This window comes from Streptomyces sp. NPDC031049 (assembly GCF_055571015.1).
In genome coordinates this window covers 245,205-261,843 of sequence record NZ_JBVIGC010000011.1, presented here as the reverse complement: position 1 = coordinate 261,843, position 16,639 = coordinate 245,205, and the positions used below count along the sequence as shown (strand labels likewise).

Genomic DNA, 16,639 nt, shown 5'->3' with positions numbered 1-16,639 from the left:
GGCCACGGGCCCGCCCGGGTCCGCCCGTACGGGCTCAGGCCGGTGAGCGCAGCAGCCGGGTCGGCGCGACCCGATGGCTGAGGACCGGGAGGAGGTCGGCGACCCGATGGGCCCGGTGGGCCGCGATGCCGGGCGGCGCGGGGGCCAGCGGGATCAGCAGGTCCGCCGGGGCGGGATGGCCGGCGGCGGCGTCCGCGGCGGGATCGCCGTGCAGCCACAGCGTGAGCATGTACAGGCCGGGCACGGACAGCAGGCGCGGCTGGCCGGCCTCGGTCACCGGCTCGGCCTGGCGCAGTGCGCGCTCGGTCGAGGTGACGTAGGGGCCCTCGAAGAAGTGGGAGAAGGCCCAGCCGTCCGGCGTCAGCATGGTCTCCGCCGCGGCCACCGCCCGGTCGCCGCAACGGATCAGGAACCGCCAGCCGGTCAGCCGGGTGACCGGCACGCCGTCGGCGGTGACGCGGTCCAGGACGTGCACGGGCAGGGGCAGCTCCGGCGTGGCCGGCCCCTCGGCGCGGAGCAGGGCGGGAGTTCGGGCCTCGCGGACAGCGGTGGGGGAGGAGAGCGCGGCGAGGACCGAGCGGAGGGCGGGCGCGGGAGCCGGGGGGAAATGCAGCGGCATGGTGGGTCGCCTCTCATTCGAAGGCACGGTGGCGCGAGGGCGGGCGGACGACGCTGTCAGCTCAAGGGGATGGGAGAGCAGGGCCGAAGTCCGGCTACCGAGAGGAGAGGGGGGTGGGGCCTGCCGTACGCCTGACGGCGGCATGCCCTGGACCGCGGGTCGCCGGCCTTCTGCCCTGTCCGGCGAGTTTATACGACGAGTGTTCACGCGGTGTTTCCGCTAGCCGTTTCCGGCAACCAGAACAAGGAGACATTCGGTCGTCGAAATGCGGGGAAACATCCTGATTCCGCGCCCGCTGGAGGGCCGTGACCTCGGGAAAGGCCCGTGGCGCGGTCGGCCTGTTGTCGTCGGCGTTTTTCACGAGTTACCGGGAGGCGGAAACTGCGTAACACGCCTTGCCCGGTGAATGTGCCAGCGGTCACCGCGGCACAGCCTAGCGGGTGCGGGCCCGTTGCGGGGACGTTATCGATCGCATTCGCTGGGCATCATCCCACCTGACCCGCACACCGGCGGCCCGCCCCCGGTGGCCCGCTGATCCGATGAAGGGACGGTTCCATGGGGGAGAAGGTCGCGGCAGGTCGGTTCGACCTGTCCGATCGCCAGCGCTACCGCGACAAGCTCCGGCGCTGTCTGACGGGCCTGGAGCGACTGCTGGCGGAGCAGCGGTTCGACCGTCCCAAGAATCTCATGGGGCTGGAGATCGAACTGAATCTCCTCGGTGCCGACGGCATGCCGAAGATGTTGAATGCGCAAGTCCTCGAGCGCATCGCCAGCCGTGACTTCCAAACAGAACTCGCCATGTTCAATCTGGAAGTCAACATCGCCCCACACCGGCTCGGCGGGCGGGTATTCGACCGGCTCGCGGAGGAAATACGTACGTCCCTGGCATATGCCGACCGTAAGGCCGGTGAGCTGGACGCCAGTGTGGTGATGATCGGTATCCTGCCCACCCTGGACCGGGACGACCTCGTCTCCTCGAACCTGTCCGACGTCGACCGGTACGCCCTGCTGAACGAGCAGATCGTGGCGGCGCGGGGCGAGGAGTTCCACCTGGACATCGACGGCGTCGAGCGTCTCAGCGTCACCTCGAAGTCCATCGCGCCGGAGGCGGCGTGCACCTCCGTGCAGCTCCATCTCCAGGTCACTCCGGCGCGTTTCGCCGATGTGTGGAACGCGGCCCAGGCGGTCACCGCGGCGCAGATCGCCGTCGGCGCCAACTCGCCGTTCCTGTTCGGCCGCGAACTGTGGCGCGAGTCCCGGCCCCCGCTGTTCCAGCAGTCCACGGACACCCGGCCGCCCGAGCTCCAGCGGCAGGGCGTGCGTCCGCGCACCTGGTTCGGGGAGCGGTGGGTGACCTCGGCGTACGACCTGTTCGAGGAGAACCTGCGCTACTACCCGGCGCTGCTCCCGATCTGCGACGACGAGGATCCGCTGGAGGTCCTGGACGCCGGCGGGGTGCCGTCGCTGGCCGAGCTGGTGCTGCACAACGGCACGGTCTACCGCTGGAACCGCCCGGTCTACGACGTCGCCGACGGTGTTCCGCACCTGCGGGTGGAGAACCGCGTGCTGCCCGCCGGCCCCACCGTCACCGACGTGCTCGCCAACGCGGCGTTCTACTACGGCGTCGTGCGCGCCCTCGCCGAGGACGCCCGGCCGGTGTGGACCCGGCTGCCGTTCGAGGCGGCCGCCGCCAATTTCGACGCCGCGTGCAAGGACGGCATCGACGCCCGCTTCGAGTGGCCGCGGCGCGGCCGGCACGGCGGTACGGCCCAGGTCGACGCCGCCGCCCTGGTCCGCGACGAGCTGCTGCCGCTGGCCGCGGCCGGGCTGGACGCCTGGGGCATCGAGCCCGCCGACCGGGACTTCTACCTGGGCGTGATCGAGGAGCGTTGCCGGCGCCGGGTCAACGGCGCCTCCTGGCAGGCGGCCACCTTCCACCGGGGCCTGGAGGCGGGACTGACCAGGGAGGCGGCGCTGGCCGCCATGACGCGGCGGTACCGGGAGCTGACCTACCAGGGCGACCCCGTGCATCTGTGGCCGGTGGGCGTGCCGGAGCCGGTCCCTTCGTCCTGAGCCCGGGGGCCTCGGCCTTCCCCCTTCGCCCTTCGCCCGGACGGGCGGGGACCGTGTTCCACTGTGCGGAGGCCGGCGGGGCGCGGAGGTCCGCGGGGGTCCGCCCGGGCCCGTCCCATACTGTTCGGGCAAGCTGTGACGTCCTGAGTGACGGCAGCGGCAGCGGCGACAGTGGAGGCAGGGGTGCGGGCGGAGGCGGGTCCGGTGGGCGATTCGATTCCTCAGGGGCGGCCGGAGCGGCCGTCACGGAGGGTCCTGCGCGACGAGACGCTGCTCGTCCTGGCCCTCTCCCTCGGCGCGAGCGGCGTGTCCGCCCTGATCAGCTTCATCGGCTCGGTCACCCGCCCGGGTGGCCTGAAGGACCAGGCGGCCACCCTCAACGCCTCCGCGGCGCCGGGCCGCCCGTGGCTGGACCTGGCCTGGCAGCTGTTCGGCATCACCACCGCGCTGGTGCCGGTGGTGCTCGTCGCCCACCTCCTGCTGCGCGAGGGCCAAAGCCTGCGCACCCTGGGCTTCGACCGCACCCGGCCGTGGCCGGACCTGGGCCGCGGGGCCGCGATCGCGGCCTGCATCGGCAGCACCGGCATCGCCTTCTACCTGGCCGCCAGAGGCCTCGGCTTCAACCTCACCGTGGTCCCCGAGGCGCTGCCCGACGTCTGGTGGAAGTTCCCGGTGCTGATCCTCTCGGCGGCGCAGAACTCCGTCCTGGAAGAGGTCATCGTCGTCGGCTACCTGCTGCGCCGGCTCGACCAGCTGGGCTGGTCGCCCGGCGCGTCGCTGGCGGCCAGTTCGGTGCTGCGCGGGTCGTACCACCTCTACCAGGGCATCGGCGGATTCATCGGCAACATGGTCATGGGCGTGGTGTTCGTGTACCTGTACCGGCGCTGGGGGCGGGTGGGCCCGCTGGTCGTGGCACACACGCTGCTCGACATCGGGGCCTTCGTGGGGTACGCGCTGCTGGCCGGCAAGGTGGACTGGCTGCCGACGGCGTGACTCGCCGGGGCGCACGCCTCTTGACCAGCTAGGGCGCACGCGCCGTGACCGGCGGGGCGCACGCGTCGTCGGCGTACGCCCCGGCCGTCCGGCTACGCCAGCAGCTCGCCGTCGATCACGGTGACCGCGTGCCCGCCGAGCAGCGTGCGATCGCCGCGCAGCCCGGTGCGGACCAGTCCGGAGCGGCGCGAGGCCTGGAGGCCGGTGAGGTCGTCGCGGCCCAGGCGCTCGGACCAGTACGGGGCGAGGGCGGTGTGGGCGCTGCCCGTGACCGGGTCCTCGTCGATGCCGATGTTCGGGAAGAAGCAACGGGAGACGTAGTCGTACCCGCCGGCCGGGTCCTCGGCGCGGGCGGTGGCGATGACGCCCCGCTCGGAGTGGGCGGCCAGCGCCTTGAGGTCGGGGGCCAGCGCGCGGACCGTCTTCTCGTCGGCGACCTCGATCAGCAGGTCGCCGACGTTCGGACCGGTGTCGACGACGGCCAGCGGTTCGGCGCCCAGCGCCTCACCGACGCCGTCGGGGGCGTCGACCGGGGTGAGCGGGGCGGTCGGGAAGTCCAGGGTGATCGAGCCGTCCCGCCCGGGCGTGGCGACCAGGACGCCGCTGCGGGTGGCGAAGCGGACGTGGCCCTCGTGCGCGCCGGTGGTGCGCAGCACGTGGGCCGTGGCGAGCGTGGCGTGGCCGCACATCGCGACCTCGCAGGCCGGGGTGAACCAGCGCAGCGCCCAGTCGGCCTCGCCGCCCTCGGGCAGGCGGTGGGCGAAGGCGGTCTCGGCGTGGTTGACCTCCAGGGCGATCTCCTGGAGGCGTTCGTCGTCCGGGAAGGCGTCGAGGAGGAGGACCCCGGCGGGGTTGCCCGCGAAGGGCCGGTCGGTGAAGGCGTCGACGATTCGGATGCGCATGAGCCGACGCTAGGGCCTCCGCGGAGGCGCGGACCAAGGCCAATTCGGGATGCCTGGACCGGATACGGCGGTGCGGGCTGGACCGGATACGGCGGTGCGGCGACCGGCTCGGCGGGAATCCGCGGTTCTCACCGGGCCGGCCGCACCCGTCCGACCGTCCGGGCCGTCGGCCGGTGTGCCCGGGCGGCCCCGGGAAGGGAGGGAAGCGGAGATGTCGTCAGCCCCGGCGCAGGACGCAGAACTGGTTGCCCTCCGGGTCGGCCATCACCTTCCACGGGACGTCACCCTGCCCCACGTCGGAGAGCGTGGCGCCGAGGGCCTGGAGGCGGGCGACCTCCGCCGCCTGGTCGTCGCCGGGCCGGGGCAGCAGGTCGATGTGGCCGCGGGTCCAGGCGTCGTTCACGTGGGACGTGCGGAGGAATTCCAGATACGGGCCGACGCCCTCGGCGGAGCGCAGCAGCGCGCGCTCGTCGGTCACGTCGTGCGGGGTCCAGCCCGCCGCCTCGCCCCAGAACCGCGCCATGGCCCGCGGGTCCGCGCAGTCCACGACCACCGCGGCGATCGGCCCGGTGTCCCGGTAGAGGTCCCGGGGCTCCAGTACGCAGAACACGTTGCCCTCCGGGTCGGCCAGCACGGTCCCCGTCAGTTCCTCCCGGGCCACGCCGGCCTGCGTCGCGCCCAGCTCCTTCAGGCGCGCGACCAACTCCGCGTGATGGGCGGCGGAGTCGGTGGCGAGTTCGAGGTGCACGCGGTACCGGACCGTTTCCGGGTCCGGGACGGTGACGACGTCGACGCAGACGGCGGCCGGGTCAGGCCAGGAGAAGCCCACGGGCTCGACGTTCGTCACCCCGGGGCCCTCACTGGAGACACCCCACCCGAGCGCATCGGCCCAGAACCGGCCCAGCGCCGAGTCGTCCCGGGCCTTGAAGTTCACCTGAACAAGCTGCAACGACATGCCGCCAACCCTAGCCGTGGGGAAGCAGCGGCCGCCTCTGGCTTTTCAGGGGGCGTCATCGCCAACTCCCGGGTCAGGGTGGGCGGCAGGTCGGTTCGCGCCGTGGTGACCGGCGTCCGGCGAGGGCTTGTCGGTCGGGGATTTCCGATATATCGTTGAAGTGTCGCGATGGATCAACGATGGAATGGAGTGAGCGCGATGCGTACCCATGGATTCGAGCATGGACACGGTGGTCACGGGCACGGACGGGGCGGTGCCTTCGGGTGTGGGCAGGGTGCCTTCGAGGGGCTGCGCGCGGCTTTCGGGCCCTTCGGGCCGGGGGGTCCCGGCGGGCCCGGTGGTCCCTTCGGGCCGGGCTTCGGTCCCGGGCCCTGGGGGCGAGGGCGCGGCGGGCCCCGGGGGAGGGCGCGGCGCGGGGACGTGCGCGCGTCGATCCTGGCCCTGCTCAAGGACCGGCCGATGCACGGCTACGAGATGATCCAGGAGATCGCCGAGCGCAGCGGCGGCGCGTGGAAGCCGAGCCCCGGCTCGGTGTACCCCACCCTCCAGCTGCTGGAGGACGAGGGGCTGATCGCCAGTGCGAGCGAGGGTGGCAAGAAACTGTTCTCCCTCACGGAGGCGGGCCGGGCCGCGGCCGACGAGGGGCCGGAGGCGCCCTGGGAAGAAGCCTCGCGGGGCGTCGACTGGGAGGCCCTGAACGACATCCGGCAGGCCGGCTTCGGTCTGATGGAGGCGTTCGGGCAGGTCTGGAAGACCGGCAGCAAGGAGCAGCGCGAGAAGGCGCTCGCCGTCATCGGTGAGGCCCGCAAGAAGCTGTACCTGATCCTCGCCGACGAGGATTGAGGACGGGGTGGGGCCGGGGCCGGGGGCGGGCGCGGGGCGGGTGTGCTGCTCAGCGGGGTGCCGGCGCCGTTCCCGGCTGCCAGGGGTGTCCGCGGGGTGCCGCCGGTCGACGGCGCTCGCCCGTCGGCCGGCTGAGCGGCGCCCTCCGGCCGGTCGTCAGTCGACCCGCCGTATCACCGCCGCGTCGAACAGGTCCCAGGCGCGCGGGAACGCGCTCTCGTCGTGGCAGTGCCACGCCTCCCAGAACAAGTCGGCGAGCAGCGCCTCCTCCGGGGCGTACACCCGGTACACGTACTGCCTGCCGTCCACCGCAGGCAGGGCCACAAGCCAGCACCCGCTCCTCATGCTCTGGTGGACCCCCGGTGCCCCGCTACGGTTGCCCGAGGGGGCGCGAGGCAAGGCGGCGCGCGCCGGTCGCGCGAATCGGCCTGATCTCATCCGTAAGGAGGAGATGCCTGCCCCCGTTGTCCACTCCGCGTGGGACGCGAAAATGCTCCCCTTCGGGGATGACCTGGGCCGACGGGGCTGATGGGGTAGGGGATGTGCAACCCCGAATCCCCCGGCAGTCGGCCGGTGAGCCGTCCGCCCGACGCCCGGACGGCATCGACGGCGTCACCGGCGCCGACGCCGTGCTGAGTGCCGAACTGGCCGTGGTGGTCTCCGGAGCGCGCCGCAGGGCGGTGCGGGACGGGGACCGGCAGATCGACACGGCCCACCTGCTGCACTCGCTCCTGGAGAACGACCCGGAGGCACGCGCCGCCCTCGGTGCAGGGCCGCAGCTCGCCCGCCTGCTGGGCTACCTCGTCCAGCGCAGCATCGGCTACGGCCTGCGGTGGCAGAGCACCGTGGAGGACTCCGGTGCCGTGCCCGTGGTGGCCGAGCACGCCGGCCTCTCGCCGCTGGCCGCCGCCTGCCTCGAGCACGCGCGTGCGCGCGCCGCCCGGCGCGGCGCCGGACAGGCCCTCGGCACCGACCTGCTCGCGGCCCTCGTCGCAGACCCGGAGGCGCGGGCCGTCGAGGTGCTCGGCCGCGCGGGTCTCGACCCGGCGGCCGTGCTCGCCCGCGCCGAGAACCGCGTCGAGCCGACCTCCTGACACCCGCGCGCCCGCCCCGGCGTCCCGTCCTGGCGCCCCGGACCCGCGCCCTGGGTTTCCCGGACCCCGGTGCCCGGCAGGTGACGCCCGGGGCGCAGGCGCCCGGCGTCGCGGCGCCCGGGGCGTCCGGCCAGGTGACGCCGGGGGCGCGGGGGCCCGGCGTCGCGGTTCCCCCGGGGCGTCCAGCCGGTGAGACAGGTGTCATCGGGGGTGACGGTCATGTCGTCGCCTGTCATCATGTGCCGGTGCATACGTCTGACAGCGTTCCGGTCGGCCGTGGCAGGGGCGTCGGGCTCGGTCTCGCGCTCGCGTCCGCGGTGGCCTTCGGCGGCTCCGGGGTGGCGGCCAAGCCGCTGATCGAGGCGGGTCTCGACCCGCTCCACGTGGTGTGGCTGAGGGTGGCCGGCGCCGCCCTGCTCATGGTGCCGCTCGCCGTCCGCCACCGCGGTCTGCTGCGCCGCCGCCCGGGACTGCTCGCCGGGTTCGGCCTGCTCGCCGTGGCCGGTGTGCAGGCCTGCTACTTCGCCGCGATCTCCCGCATCCCGGTCGGTGTCGCGCTGCTCGTCGAGTACCTGGCACCGGCCCTGGTCCTCGGCTGGGTGCGGTTCGTGCAGCGGCGGCCGGTGACCCGGTCCGCCGCGCTCGGTGTGGTCCTCGCCGTCGGCGGCCTGGCCTGCGTCGTGGAGGTCTGGTCCGGGCTCCGCTTCGACGCCCTCGGTCTGCTGCTCGCCCTCGGCGCCGCCTGCTGCCAGGTCGGCTACTTCGTTCTGTCCGACCAGGGCAGCGACGCCGGCGACGACGCCCCGGACCCCCTCGGTGTCATCGCGTACGGGCTGCTCGTCGGCGCCGCCGTGCTCACCGTCGTCGCCCGGCCCTGGGGCATGGACTGGTCCGTGCTCGCGCACACCGCGCCGATGGACGGCACCCCGGTGGCCGCCGCCCTGCTGCTCGGCTGGATCGTGCTCGTCGCCACGGTCCTCGCCTACGTCACCGGCATCGTCGCCGTGCGCCGTCTCTCGCCGCAGGTCGCCGGCGTCGTCGCCTGCCTGGAGGCGGTGGTCGCCACCGTGCTGGCCTGGGTGCTGCTCGGCGAGCACCTGTCGGCGCCGCAGATCGCCGGCGGTGCGGTGGTCCTGGTCGGGGCGTTCATCGCCCAGTCCTCAACGCCCGCGAAGGGCACCGCCGACCCGGTGGCGAGCGGCGGCCCGGAAAGGGAGTTGTCGGCCCGGGGAACGGCGGCCTAAGGTGCGGATCATGCATTCGGACGCACGCGTTCTTCCGCCTCCCGCCGCCTGAGGCGGGCCCCCGGAATCCGCCCGGCGACGTACCGCCGGGCCGGACCGTGCTGCCCGCGGACGCAGTCCCCGGAGCCCGTGCACCCGTCCCGTGCGCGCCCTCGGCGTGCTTCCGACGGAGCCGGGGTCCTCCCGGCCTTCCGCGCCACGCGCGCGTCTGCGGAGAGAAACTCGTGTCGAATGCCGTCTCCGGCCTGCCCGTCGGGCGAGGCCTGCTGTATCTGATCGTCGCCGGTGCCGCCTGGGGCACCGCGGGCGCCGCCGCCTCGCTGGTCTACCGCACCAGCGACCTGGGGCCCGTCGCCCTGTCGTTCTGGCGCTGCGCCGCCGGACTCGTCCTGCTCCTCGCCGTCCGCGCCCTCGCGCGCCCGCTGTCCCGCCGGGCGCTCCGCAAGACCGCGCCGACGCCGCTGCGCGCCAGGGTGCCGCGAGCCGTCGTCACCGGCGTCGGGCTCGCCGTGTTCCAGACCGCCTACTTCGCCGCGGTCCAGGCCACCGGGCTCGCCGTCGCCACCGTCGTCACCCTCGGGGCAGGACCGGTGCTGATCGCGCTCGGAGCGCGTTCGGCGCTGGGGGAGCGCCTCGGCAGGAGCGGCGCCGCCGCGGTCGCCGGAGCACTGACCGGGCTCGCCGTGCTGGTGCTGGGCGGCGGCAGTGCGACCGTACGGCCGTGGGGCGTGCTGCTCGCGCTGGTGTCCGCCGCCGGGTACTCGGCGATGACGCTGTTCACCCGCTGGTGGGGCCGGGACGGCTCGGCGGACGCGGGCGACACCTCCGTCGGCGCGTTCGCCGTCACCAGCCTGTGCCTGCTGCCGTTCGCCCTCGCCGAGGGACTGGTGCCGCACACCGCCGACCCCGTCCGGCTGCTGTGGCTGCTGGCGTACGTCGCGGCCGTCCCGACCGCCCTCGCCTACGGGCTGTATTTCGCGGGCGCCGCGGTCGTACGGTCGGCCACCGTGTCCGTGATCATGCTGCTGGAGCCGGTCTCGGCGGCCGTCCTCGCGGTCGTGCTGCTCGGCGAGCACCTCACCGCGGCGACCGTGGCCGGCACCCTGCTGATGCTCGGCTCGGTCGGCGGGCTGGCCCTCGCCGAGGCGCGCGGCGCACGGCGGGGCGAGGAGCACCCGGCCCTCGCCTGACCGCCGGCCGTCCCCTCGCCCCGGCGCGGGGTCACCGCTCCGTCAGATAGGCGGGCAGCGCCGTGCCGGGGGTGAGGTCCGCGTCGGGAACGGGGGCGTCGTACCCCTTGCGCAGCGGAAGCAGGCCGGCCCAGTGCGGGAGGGCGAGGTCCTCTGGCTCGTCGTTGACCCCGCCCGTGCGGAGCTTGGCCGAGACCTCGCCCAGGTCCAGGCGGAGCACGGCGGTGGCGGCCAGTTCCTTCTTGTTGGCCGGCCGCGAGTCGCGGGAGCGGCCCGGCACCACATGGTCGACCAGGGCGTCCAGCGCCGTGCGCTTCTCCTCGGGGTCGGTCACGTCGTACGCGGTGCCGTGCACCACCACCGACCGGTAGTTGATCGAGTGGTGGAAGGCGGAGCGCGCCAGCACCAGCGCGTCGACATGCGTGACCGTCAGGCAGACCGCCAGGCCCGGCTCGGCCCGGCCCGCCATCCGCAGCGGGCGCGAACCCGTCGAACCGTGCACGTAGAGCCGCTCGCCGACCCTGCCGTACAGCGTCGGCAGCACCACCGGGGCGCCGTCGCGCACGAAGCCGAGATGGCAGACGTAGCCCGCGTCGAGTATCGAGTGCACCAGGTCCCGGTCGTACGACGCCCGGTCCGCGGAACGGGTGGGGACGGTGCGGTCGGTCGGGGCGTAGGCGGTGGCGGCCTGCGGCGGTGTCTGCGCGCTCCCCTGCACGGCACTCTCCATTGCGAGACTCCATTGTACTAGTGCATAATTGGTTTTGTGCTAGGAGAGTATCGGATCAGCGGGCGGGGCGCAGCCGAGATCGCCGCGAGCGTCGAGCGGGCGGTGGGCTCCGGCGAGCTGGAGCCGGGGCAACTGCTGCCGCCCATGCGGGAGTTGGCCGAGCGGCTCGGGGTGAACCCCAACACGGTCGCCGCCGCCTACCGCACCCTGCGCGAGCGCGGGGTCATCGAGACCGCGGGACGCCGGGGCAGCCGGGTGCGCCCCAGGCCGGCCACCACCGGGCGGGAGTTCATCCGGGTCGAGGTGCCCGAGGGGGCGCGCGACGTGTCCGACGGCAACCCGGACCCGGCGCTGCTGCCCGCGCTGGGGCCCGCCTTCGCCGCCGCCGCCGAGCGGGGCGACCGGGAGCCGGTGCTGTACGGGCACGCGCCGGTGGACCCGGAGCTGGCCCGGCTCGCGCGGGCCGGGCTGGACGCCGACGGGGTGCCGCGCGGGCCCGTCGCCGTCACCTCGGGATCGCTGGACGCCATGGAGCGGGTGCTCGCCGCCCACCTCAGGCCGGGGGACGCCGTCGCCGTTGAGGACCCCGGCTGGGGCAGCCTGCTGGACCTGGTCCCGGCGCTGGGGCTGCGCACGGTCCCGGTCGGGGTGGACGACGAGGGGCCGCTGCCCGACGACGTGCGCCGCGCCCTGGCGGCCGGGGCGCGTTCCCTCGTCGTCACCGACCGCGCGCAGAACCCGACCGGTGCCGTCCTGAGCGACCCACGCGCGCGTGCGCTGCGGTCCGTGCTGCGCGACCACCCCGGGACACTGCTGATCGAGGACGACCACGGCCACGGCATCGTCGACCAGCCCCCGCACCCCCTCGCCGGGACCACGCACCACTGGGCGTTCGTCCGGTCGGCCGCCAAGGCCAACGGGCCGGACCTGCGGCTCGCCGTGCTCACCGGGGACGCGGTCACCCTCGACCGGGTGCGCGGCCGGCAGCGCCTCGGGCCCGGCTGGGTCAGCCTCGTCCTCCAGCGGGCGGTGGCCCGGCTGTGGGCCGACGGCGCGGTGGACACGGCGCGGGTGGCCGCGTCCTACGGGCGGCGGCGGGACGCGCTGCTCGGCGCCCTCACGGAGCGCGGCGTGACGGCGCACGGCCGCAGCGGCATGAACGTCTGGGTGCCGGTGCCGGACGAGACCGGCGCCGTCGCCCGGCTGCTGCACGCCGGCTGGGCCGTGGCTCCCGGCGCCCGCTTCCGAGTCGGAGCGCGGCCGGGCATCCGCATCACCGTCTCGACGCTGGCCGAGGACGACATCGAGCCGCTCGCGGACGCCGTCGCCTCGGCACTGGGGCCGGGACCGGCGCGCACTTACGTCTGACCGCCGCTGCGCACGGGGCTCTCGAGCCGCCGGGCCGGTGCGGCGCTAGGCCCTGCGGAGGCCGTCGAGGCCCGGGGCCGAGCCTGCGTCAGAGCGGCCCCCGCCAGCACGATCAGCGCGCCGACCGGCGTGGACCAGGTGAGCGACTCGCCCAGGATCGTGACACCCGCGCCCGTGGCGATCACGGGGACGAAGTACGTGACCATCTGGGCCGTCGTCGGACCGACCTCGGAGACCAGCTGGTACTGCACCAGGAAGGCCAGCCCGGTGCCGAGCGTGCCCAGCGCGGCGATCGCCAGCAGCGGCACGACGGCCACCCGCGCCGGGAGGTCGGTGAACAGCGGGGTCACCACCGCCAGTTGCGCCGTCGCCAGCAGCAACTGCGCACCCGTCATCGACAGCGGGGAGCCGCCGGTGCCGGCCAGGGTGCGGCGGACGTAGATCCAGCCCACCGGATAGCTGAGCGATGCCAGCAGGGCCAGCCCCGTGCCCCTCGGGTCCAGGCCGGTGAACCCCTGCCAGGCGCCCAGCACCGTCAGCACGCCGAGGAAGCCGATGCCGAGGCCGGCCACCCGCAGCCGCGTCGGCCGGTCCTCGGACAGCGCGACCAGCGACAGGGCCATGCCCCACAGGGGCGAGGTGGCGTTGCAGATGCCGGCGAGCGTCGACGGGATCGTCAGTTCCGCGTAGGCGAACAGCGAGAACGGCAGCGCGTTGAGCAGGAGAGCGGCGACCGCCAGATGCGCCCAGGTGCGCGCCCCGCGCGGCAGCCGCTGCCGCTTCACCGTCATCACCGCGGCCAGCACCGCCGCGCCGAACGCCAGCCGGCCGAGGGTGACCTGGAGCGGGGCGTAGCCCTCGGTGCCCACCTTGATCAGAAGGAAACTGAAGCCCCAGACGAGGGACAGCGCCGCGAAGCGCAGCCGCCAGTCGAGGCGGCGCCCGGGCGCGGAAGAGAGGGGAGCGCTGCTCATGGGTCCCACCATGGAGCACCGGAATCTCTAAGCACAATCGAGATTTCCCACGATGTATCTCGTAGCATTGCTTACATGTTGAACCTGGACCGGCTACGCACCCTGGACGCCCTCGCCCGGCACGGATCGGTCAGCGGCGCCGCCGAGGGCCTGCACATCACGACCTCCGCCGTCTCCCAGCAACTGTCCAAGCTGGAGCGGGAGGTCGGCCAGCAACTGCTGGCCAAGAACGGTCGGGGCGTGCGGCTCACCGACGCCGGCCGGCTGCTCGCCGAGCACGCCGCGCGCATCCTGTCCCAGGTCGAACTGGCCCAGTCCGACCTGGAGGCCCACCGCGGGCAGGTGGTGGGCGAGCTGCGGCTCTCGGCGTTCCCGACCGCCGCGCGCGGGCTGTTCCCCGCCGTGCTGGCCGACCTGCGCGCCGCCCACCCCGCGCTGCGGGTCCGCTCCAGGGAACTGGAGCCGGAGCGCGGCATCTCCGGCGTCGTGCGCGGCGACCTCGACCTCGCGGTGGTCCTCGACTGGTACAACAAGCCGCTGCCGCTGCCCGACGGCCTGGTCAAGGCGCCCATCCTGGACGATCCCGCGGACGTGGCGATGCCGGCCGGCCACCGGCTCGCCGAGCGCGAGGAGGTGGACCTCGCCGAGTTCGCCGAGGACGAGTGGATCACCTGGGGCGAGGGCGAGTTCTGCCACGAGTGGCTGCTGTACACGCTGCGCTCACGGGGCATCGAGCCGATCATCGGTCACCGCGCCGCGGAGACCCACACCCAGCTCGGCCTGGTCGCCGCGGGCCTCGGCGTGTGCATCGCCCCGCTGCTCGGCCGGCACCCGATGCCCGCCGGCGTCGTCACCGTCCCGCTCAAGCAGCGCGTCCGCCGGCACGTGTACGTGGTCTGGCGCGCCGACGCCGACCGCCGGCCGTCCATCCGGGCGGCGGTGCGGGCCCTGCGGACGGCGGCGGAGCGGCTCGGCTGACGCCGGCCGCGCCCTGGACCGGCCGCGCCCTGGACCGGCCGCGGCCCCCGCCCCCGGGCCGGCCCCGGCTAGACGTGTCCCAGCTTGCGGAAGTCCCAGGAGACCACCTTCCGGGGCGTCAGCCGCAGCCACGCGTGCCGGCCGTCGTGGGGCATCTCCTCCAGGCCGAAGTACTTCCGGGCGAACAGCGTCTCGGGCAGGTCCAGTTCCGCACACAGCTCACCGGTGCGGGGCACCTCGCCCACGCGCTCGGCCCGGCCGGACAACTCGACGCCGCGCAGCTCGTCGTACTCCTCGCCGGTGTCGACCACGACCGCCACCCGCGGGTCGCGGCCGAGGTCGGCCCAGCGCTTGCTGCGCACCACCGAGTACAGCCACAACGACGTGCCGTCCCAGACGAACCACAACGCGCTCACGTGCGGCGCGCCGTCGGCGGACACCGTGGCGACGCGGCACGTGCGCTCGCCGGTGAGGAACGCGTCCAGCTCCCCGGACGTCATCATGATCTTCCGGCCCCGGCGCTGAGCGGCGCTCATCCCGCCCCCCCTTCTCCAGCCCCCGCTCGCGGCGGCGGTCACGCCAGGCTGATCGAGTCCCCGCTGACGCTGATCTGCACGGCGGGCAGCGGTTTGGGCGCGGGGCCGCTCTGCACACTGCCGTCCGTGATCGAGAAATTGCTGTTGTGACAGGGGCAGTTGATGACCCCGTCGGCGACGCTCTTCACCGCGCACCCCTGATGGGTGCAGGTCGCCGAGAACGCCTTGAACTCACCGGCGGCCGGCTGGGTGACCACCACCTTCTGGTCGGGGAAGACCTTGCCCCCGCCCTCGGGGATGTCCCCGACCGACGCGAGGGCGGCGCCGGTGTTCCCGCCGCCGCCCGAACCGCCGCCGTCGCCGGAGGAGCCGCCCGCGCCCGTGGCGCTCGTGTCGGCGGACCCGCCGGCGGCACCCGCGCCGTTCGCCGCGTCGTCGTCGGAGCCTCCGCACGCGGTCAGCGCGACGGCGAGGCCCGCCGCTCCCGCGGCCACGACGGTACGACGGGCCGGTCCCGAGGCGGGCTGAAGCGATCCGCTGGTCATGCTGACGTTCCCTTCCGGGGGTCGAGTACGTGATCTGCCGTGAGGTACGGGCCGAGGGCGGCCGCCGTTCAGACCGTGCCCAGATGGTGTCCCGGCCATGCTCCTGCGGGCCGGCGGCACGCCGGTAGCCTGGGGCGATGCTCAAGGACGTCACCGCGACCCGCTACATCACGCCGCTGCGTGAGGGCGGCTCGCTGCCGGGACTGGTCGAGGCCGACGATCTCGGGACGTACGTCCTGAAGTCGTCCGGCTAGTGGCGAATACCTGCGGTGACTCGCCCAGGACCGGCGCTGACCAGGGAGGTTACGTCTTTCAGCGTCTTTCGCTGGCATGTCGTCTTGTGCGGTTGATCCTCCCCAGGCGCTCCCCAGCTGCGTGTCAACAGAGGTATTGGGGAACGGCAGGGCCACGGCGGATCCCCCACCGGTGTCGCCGCCGCCGGTGAGGCGGCCGCGCGCGGCCGGGCCCGTTCCAGCATTCCAGGGCACAGGTCCATGCCGATCACCTCCGTCCGGGCCGGGGCGTGCGGCAGGTTGCGGCCGGTGCCGACGGCCACCTCCAGGACCGTGCCGGTTGCCTGCGCGCACGTCCACGACCGGCCATCACCGACCAGCAGCCGGTCGTACGGGCAGCACAAGCAGCCGTTGCGCCAAGAGTGCGTCGCGATTCCAGCACCGCCGTACCCGTGCAGCCCGGCTCGTCTTCGCGTCCGTGGAGGCCCTCCTTGGCCGGACTAGCTGCAGCCCGTGTGGTTCAGTGACCGGCCGCCTGGGTGACCGGCACGCGCTCGGCGAAGGTCTTGCCGCCGTCGCGGGTCTCGTAGACGCCTTCCTGGGTGGCGGCCAGCACACGGTCGGTGCTGACCGCGGTGAGCGCCTGGGGCTGCCCGCCGGGTACGGTGCCCGTCTTCGTCCAGGTCTTGCCGCTGTCGGTGCTGAGGTGCAGTGCGCCGGTCGGAGCGATGCCGTAGAGGGCGTCGGGCTCGGCCCAGGAGAGGTAGGACATGACCGGTTCGGTGCCGGGGGCGAACGTCTTTCCGCCGTCGGTGCTCTTCGCGACGCCCTGCTGGGTGGTGGCCAGTACGACGTCGGGGTCGTTGGGGCTGACGGCGATGTCGAGGGCGGCGAGCTTGGCGCGGTTGTCCCAGGTCTTGCCGTCCTTGCTGACGCGGAGCAGGCCGTTGGTGCTGTCGTATCCATAGACCGTGCCGTGGGCGTACTCCAGGGCGTGGAAGTCCGCTTCGCCGCCGAGGGAGAGGGTTTTCCAGGTCTTGCCCGAGTCGGCGGACTGGATCAGGCCGCGGTTGGCGTGGTCGCCGCTGCCCGGTGCGGGGTGGCCGCTGCCGAGGAAGGTGTTGGGGCCTTTCACGGTGAAGCCCAGTATTTACGGATCGCGGCTCAGATACCCCCGATACCGCCGGGCAGTCCAGGCCAGTTTCGTTAGTCGGGGCACCGCTACCCACAGAGACGAACTGAGCGGCCCACCGACGCCTGCCAACCCAGACAGACACCCGAACCTCCCGAGGTGGGCATCGGTGCGGGCGATGTTCGCGCAGCTGACCGAGCGCCGACTCGTCATGCCGTCTGCGCTGCGCC

The 16,639-nt window shown here is 73.9% G+C and carries 18 protein-coding genes and 1 pseudogene; 9 read left to right on the top strand and 10 right to left on the bottom strand.

All coding sequences use genetic code 11. From position 1 onward, the window contains the following. Window positions 1-34 precede the first annotated feature (34 nt). Complete coding sequence (locus ACZ45Q_RS20600) at window positions 35-619, bottom strand: hypothetical protein (RefSeq protein ID WP_468263177.1); 585 nt, start codon at window positions 617-619, stop codon at window positions 35-37. A gap of 555 nt (window positions 620-1,174) precedes the next feature. Here ACZ45Q_RS20600 and ACZ45Q_RS20595 point away from each other — a divergent pair. Together ACZ45Q_RS20595 and ACZ45Q_RS20590 are read left to right on the top strand one after the other, a co-directional pair. Continuing rightward, window positions 1,175-2,692, top strand: a complete 1,518-nt coding sequence (locus ACZ45Q_RS20595; protein WP_468263175.1) for a glutamate-cysteine ligase family protein — start codon at window positions 1,175-1,177, stop codon at window positions 2,690-2,692. Window positions 2,693-2,875: 183 nt separating this feature from the next. Continuing rightward, entirely contained in the window at window positions 2,876-3,685 is an 810-nt protein-coding gene (locus tag ACZ45Q_RS20590; protein ID WP_468263172.1) for a CPBP family intramembrane glutamic endopeptidase, read from the top strand. 92 nt (window positions 3,686-3,777) lie between these two features. Here ACZ45Q_RS20590 and ACZ45Q_RS20585 read toward each other — a convergent pair whose 3' ends face one another. Then, the gene (locus tag ACZ45Q_RS20585; protein WP_468263169.1) at window positions 3,778-4,587 is read right to left on the bottom strand and encodes a PhzF family phenazine biosynthesis protein; all 810 of its coding nucleotides are present in this window, start codon (window positions 4,585-4,587) and stop codon (window positions 3,778-3,780) included. A 217-nt stretch (window positions 4,588-4,804) separates the two neighbouring features. Further along, complete coding sequence (locus ACZ45Q_RS20580; protein ID WP_468263167.1) at window positions 4,805-5,542, bottom strand: VOC family protein; 738 nt, start codon at window positions 5,540-5,542, stop codon at window positions 4,805-4,807. A gap of 198 nt (window positions 5,543-5,740) precedes the next feature. Here ACZ45Q_RS20580 and ACZ45Q_RS20575 point away from each other — a divergent pair, with 198 nt between their 5' ends. Next, window positions 5,741-6,385, top strand: coding sequence for a PadR family transcriptional regulator (locus ACZ45Q_RS20575; protein WP_468263164.1), 645 nt, complete (start codon window positions 5,741-5,743; stop codon window positions 6,383-6,385). A 156-nt stretch (window positions 6,386-6,541) separates the two neighbouring features. Here ACZ45Q_RS20575 and ACZ45Q_RS20570 read toward each other — a convergent pair whose 3' ends face one another. Beyond that, the gene (locus tag ACZ45Q_RS20570; protein ID WP_386321121.1) at window positions 6,542-6,709 is read right to left on the bottom strand and encodes a hypothetical protein; all 168 of its coding nucleotides are present in this window, start codon (window positions 6,707-6,709) and stop codon (window positions 6,542-6,544) included. Between the two features lie 218 nt (window positions 6,710-6,927). Here ACZ45Q_RS20570 and ACZ45Q_RS20565 point away from each other — a divergent pair, with 218 nt between their 5' ends. The 3 genes from ACZ45Q_RS20565 to ACZ45Q_RS20555 all read left to right on the top strand — a co-directional run bounded on the left by ACZ45Q_RS20565 (window position 6,928) and on the right by ACZ45Q_RS20555 (window position 9,913). Next, window positions 6,928-7,479, top strand: a complete 552-nt coding sequence (locus ACZ45Q_RS20565; protein ID WP_468263161.1) for a Clp protease N-terminal domain-containing protein — start codon at window positions 6,928-6,930, stop codon at window positions 7,477-7,479. Window positions 7,480-7,718: 239 nt separating this feature from the next. Then, window positions 7,719-8,723: an EamA family transporter gene (locus tag ACZ45Q_RS20560; RefSeq protein ID WP_468263158.1), complete on the top strand. Its 1,005-nt coding sequence runs from the start codon at window positions 7,719-7,721 to the stop codon at window positions 8,721-8,723. 224 nt (window positions 8,724-8,947) lie between these two features. Continuing rightward, entirely contained in the window at window positions 8,948-9,913 is a 966-nt protein-coding gene (locus tag ACZ45Q_RS20555; protein ID WP_468263155.1) for a DMT family transporter, read from the top strand. A gap of 31 nt (window positions 9,914-9,944) precedes the next feature. Here the strand turns inward: ACZ45Q_RS20555 and ACZ45Q_RS20550 are convergent, their stop codons facing one another. Beyond that, window positions 9,945-10,643, bottom strand: a complete 699-nt coding sequence (locus ACZ45Q_RS20550) for a pyridoxamine 5'-phosphate oxidase family protein (RefSeq protein WP_468263152.1) — start codon at window positions 10,641-10,643, stop codon at window positions 9,945-9,947. Window positions 10,644-10,679: 36 nt separating this feature from the next. On the opposite strand from ACZ45Q_RS20550, the gene ACZ45Q_RS20545 reads away from it, so the two are divergent. Further along, window positions 10,680-12,011: an aminotransferase class I/II-fold pyridoxal phosphate-dependent enzyme gene (locus ACZ45Q_RS20545; RefSeq protein WP_468263149.1), complete on the top strand. Its 1,332-nt coding sequence runs from the start codon at window positions 10,680-10,682 to the stop codon at window positions 12,009-12,011. Here ACZ45Q_RS20545 and ACZ45Q_RS20540 read toward each other — a convergent pair. Beyond that, a complete protein-coding gene (locus ACZ45Q_RS20540) occupies window positions 12,002-12,985 on the bottom strand; it encodes a DMT family transporter (protein WP_468263147.1) in 984 nt (327 codons plus the stop codon). The genes ACZ45Q_RS20545 and ACZ45Q_RS20540 overlap by 10 nt on opposite strands. Before the next feature lie 75 nt (window positions 12,986-13,060). On the opposite strand from ACZ45Q_RS20540, the gene ACZ45Q_RS20535 reads away from it, so the two are divergent. Next, window positions 13,061-13,963, top strand: coding sequence for a LysR family transcriptional regulator (locus ACZ45Q_RS20535; RefSeq protein WP_468263144.1), 903 nt, complete (start codon window positions 13,061-13,063; stop codon window positions 13,961-13,963). Window positions 13,964-14,031: 68 nt separating this feature from the next. Here ACZ45Q_RS20535 and ACZ45Q_RS20530 read toward each other — a convergent pair whose 3' ends face one another. Beyond that, on the bottom strand, window positions 14,032-14,499 hold the full coding sequence (locus tag ACZ45Q_RS20530; protein ID WP_468263141.1) for a pyridoxamine 5'-phosphate oxidase family protein: 468 nt from the start codon (window positions 14,497-14,499) through the stop codon (window positions 14,032-14,034). A gap of 38 nt (window positions 14,500-14,537) precedes the next feature. After that, complete coding sequence (locus tag ACZ45Q_RS20525) at window positions 14,538-15,044, bottom strand: Rieske (2Fe-2S) protein (RefSeq protein WP_468263138.1); 507 nt, start codon at window positions 15,042-15,044, stop codon at window positions 14,538-14,540. A 137-nt stretch (window positions 15,045-15,181) separates the two neighbouring features. On the opposite strand from ACZ45Q_RS20525, the pseudogene ACZ45Q_RS20520 reads away from it, so the two are divergent. Next, window positions 15,182-15,295, top strand: a pseudogene (locus ACZ45Q_RS20520) (HipA family kinase); the annotation flags it as partial. Here ACZ45Q_RS20520 and ACZ45Q_RS20515 read toward each other — a convergent pair. Together ACZ45Q_RS20515 and ACZ45Q_RS20510 are read right to left on the bottom strand one after the other, a co-directional pair. Further along, a complete protein-coding gene (locus tag ACZ45Q_RS20515) occupies window positions 15,295-15,600 on the bottom strand; it encodes a hypothetical protein (RefSeq protein WP_468263136.1) in 306 nt (101 codons plus the stop codon). The pseudogene ACZ45Q_RS20520 and the gene ACZ45Q_RS20515 overlap by 1 nt on opposite strands. A gap of 197 nt (window positions 15,601-15,797) precedes the next feature. After that, window positions 15,798-16,412 carry a F510_1955 family glycosylhydrolase gene (locus ACZ45Q_RS20510; RefSeq protein ID WP_468263133.1) on the bottom strand — a complete coding sequence of 205 codons (615 nt, stop codon included), beginning with the start codon at window positions 16,410-16,412 and terminating at the stop codon, window positions 15,798-15,800. Window positions 16,413-16,639 lie beyond the last annotated feature (227 nt).

Excerpts from the sequence above, each read along its gene's own strand:
- ACZ45Q_RS20600 (WP_468263177.1), bottom strand. The coding sequence starts at position 619 with ATGCCGCTGCATTTCCCCCCGGCTCCCGCGCCCGCCCTCCGCTCGGTC.
- ACZ45Q_RS20595 (WP_468263175.1), top strand. The coding sequence starts at position 1,175 with ATGGGGGAGAAGGTCGCGGCAGGTCGGTTCGACCTGTCCGATCGCCAG.
- ACZ45Q_RS20585 (WP_468263169.1), bottom strand. The coding sequence starts at position 4,587 with ATGCGCATCCGAATCGTCGACGCCTTCACCGACCGGCCCTTCGCGGGC.
- ACZ45Q_RS20580 (WP_468263167.1), bottom strand. The coding sequence starts at position 5,542 with ATGTCGTTGCAGCTTGTTCAGGTGAACTTCAAGGCCCGGGACGACTCG.
- ACZ45Q_RS20575 (WP_468263164.1), top strand. The coding sequence starts at position 5,741 with ATGCGTACCCATGGATTCGAGCATGGACACGGTGGTCACGGGCACGGA.
- ACZ45Q_RS20550 (WP_468263152.1), bottom strand. The coding sequence starts at position 10,643 with ATGGAGAGTGCCGTGCAGGGGAGCGCGCAGACACCGCCGCAGGCCGCC.
- ACZ45Q_RS20540 (WP_468263147.1), bottom strand. The coding sequence starts at position 12,985 with ATGAGCAGCGCTCCCCTCTCTTCCGCGCCCGGGCGCCGCCTCGACTGG.
- ACZ45Q_RS20535 (WP_468263144.1), top strand. The coding sequence starts at position 13,061 with ATGTTGAACCTGGACCGGCTACGCACCCTGGACGCCCTCGCCCGGCAC.
- ACZ45Q_RS20530 (WP_468263141.1), bottom strand. The coding sequence starts at position 14,499 with ATGAGCGCCGCTCAGCGCCGGGGCCGGAAGATCATGATGACGTCCGGG.
- ACZ45Q_RS20525 (WP_468263138.1), bottom strand. The coding sequence starts at position 15,044 with ATGACCAGCGGATCGCTTCAGCCCGCCTCGGGACCGGCCCGTCGTACC.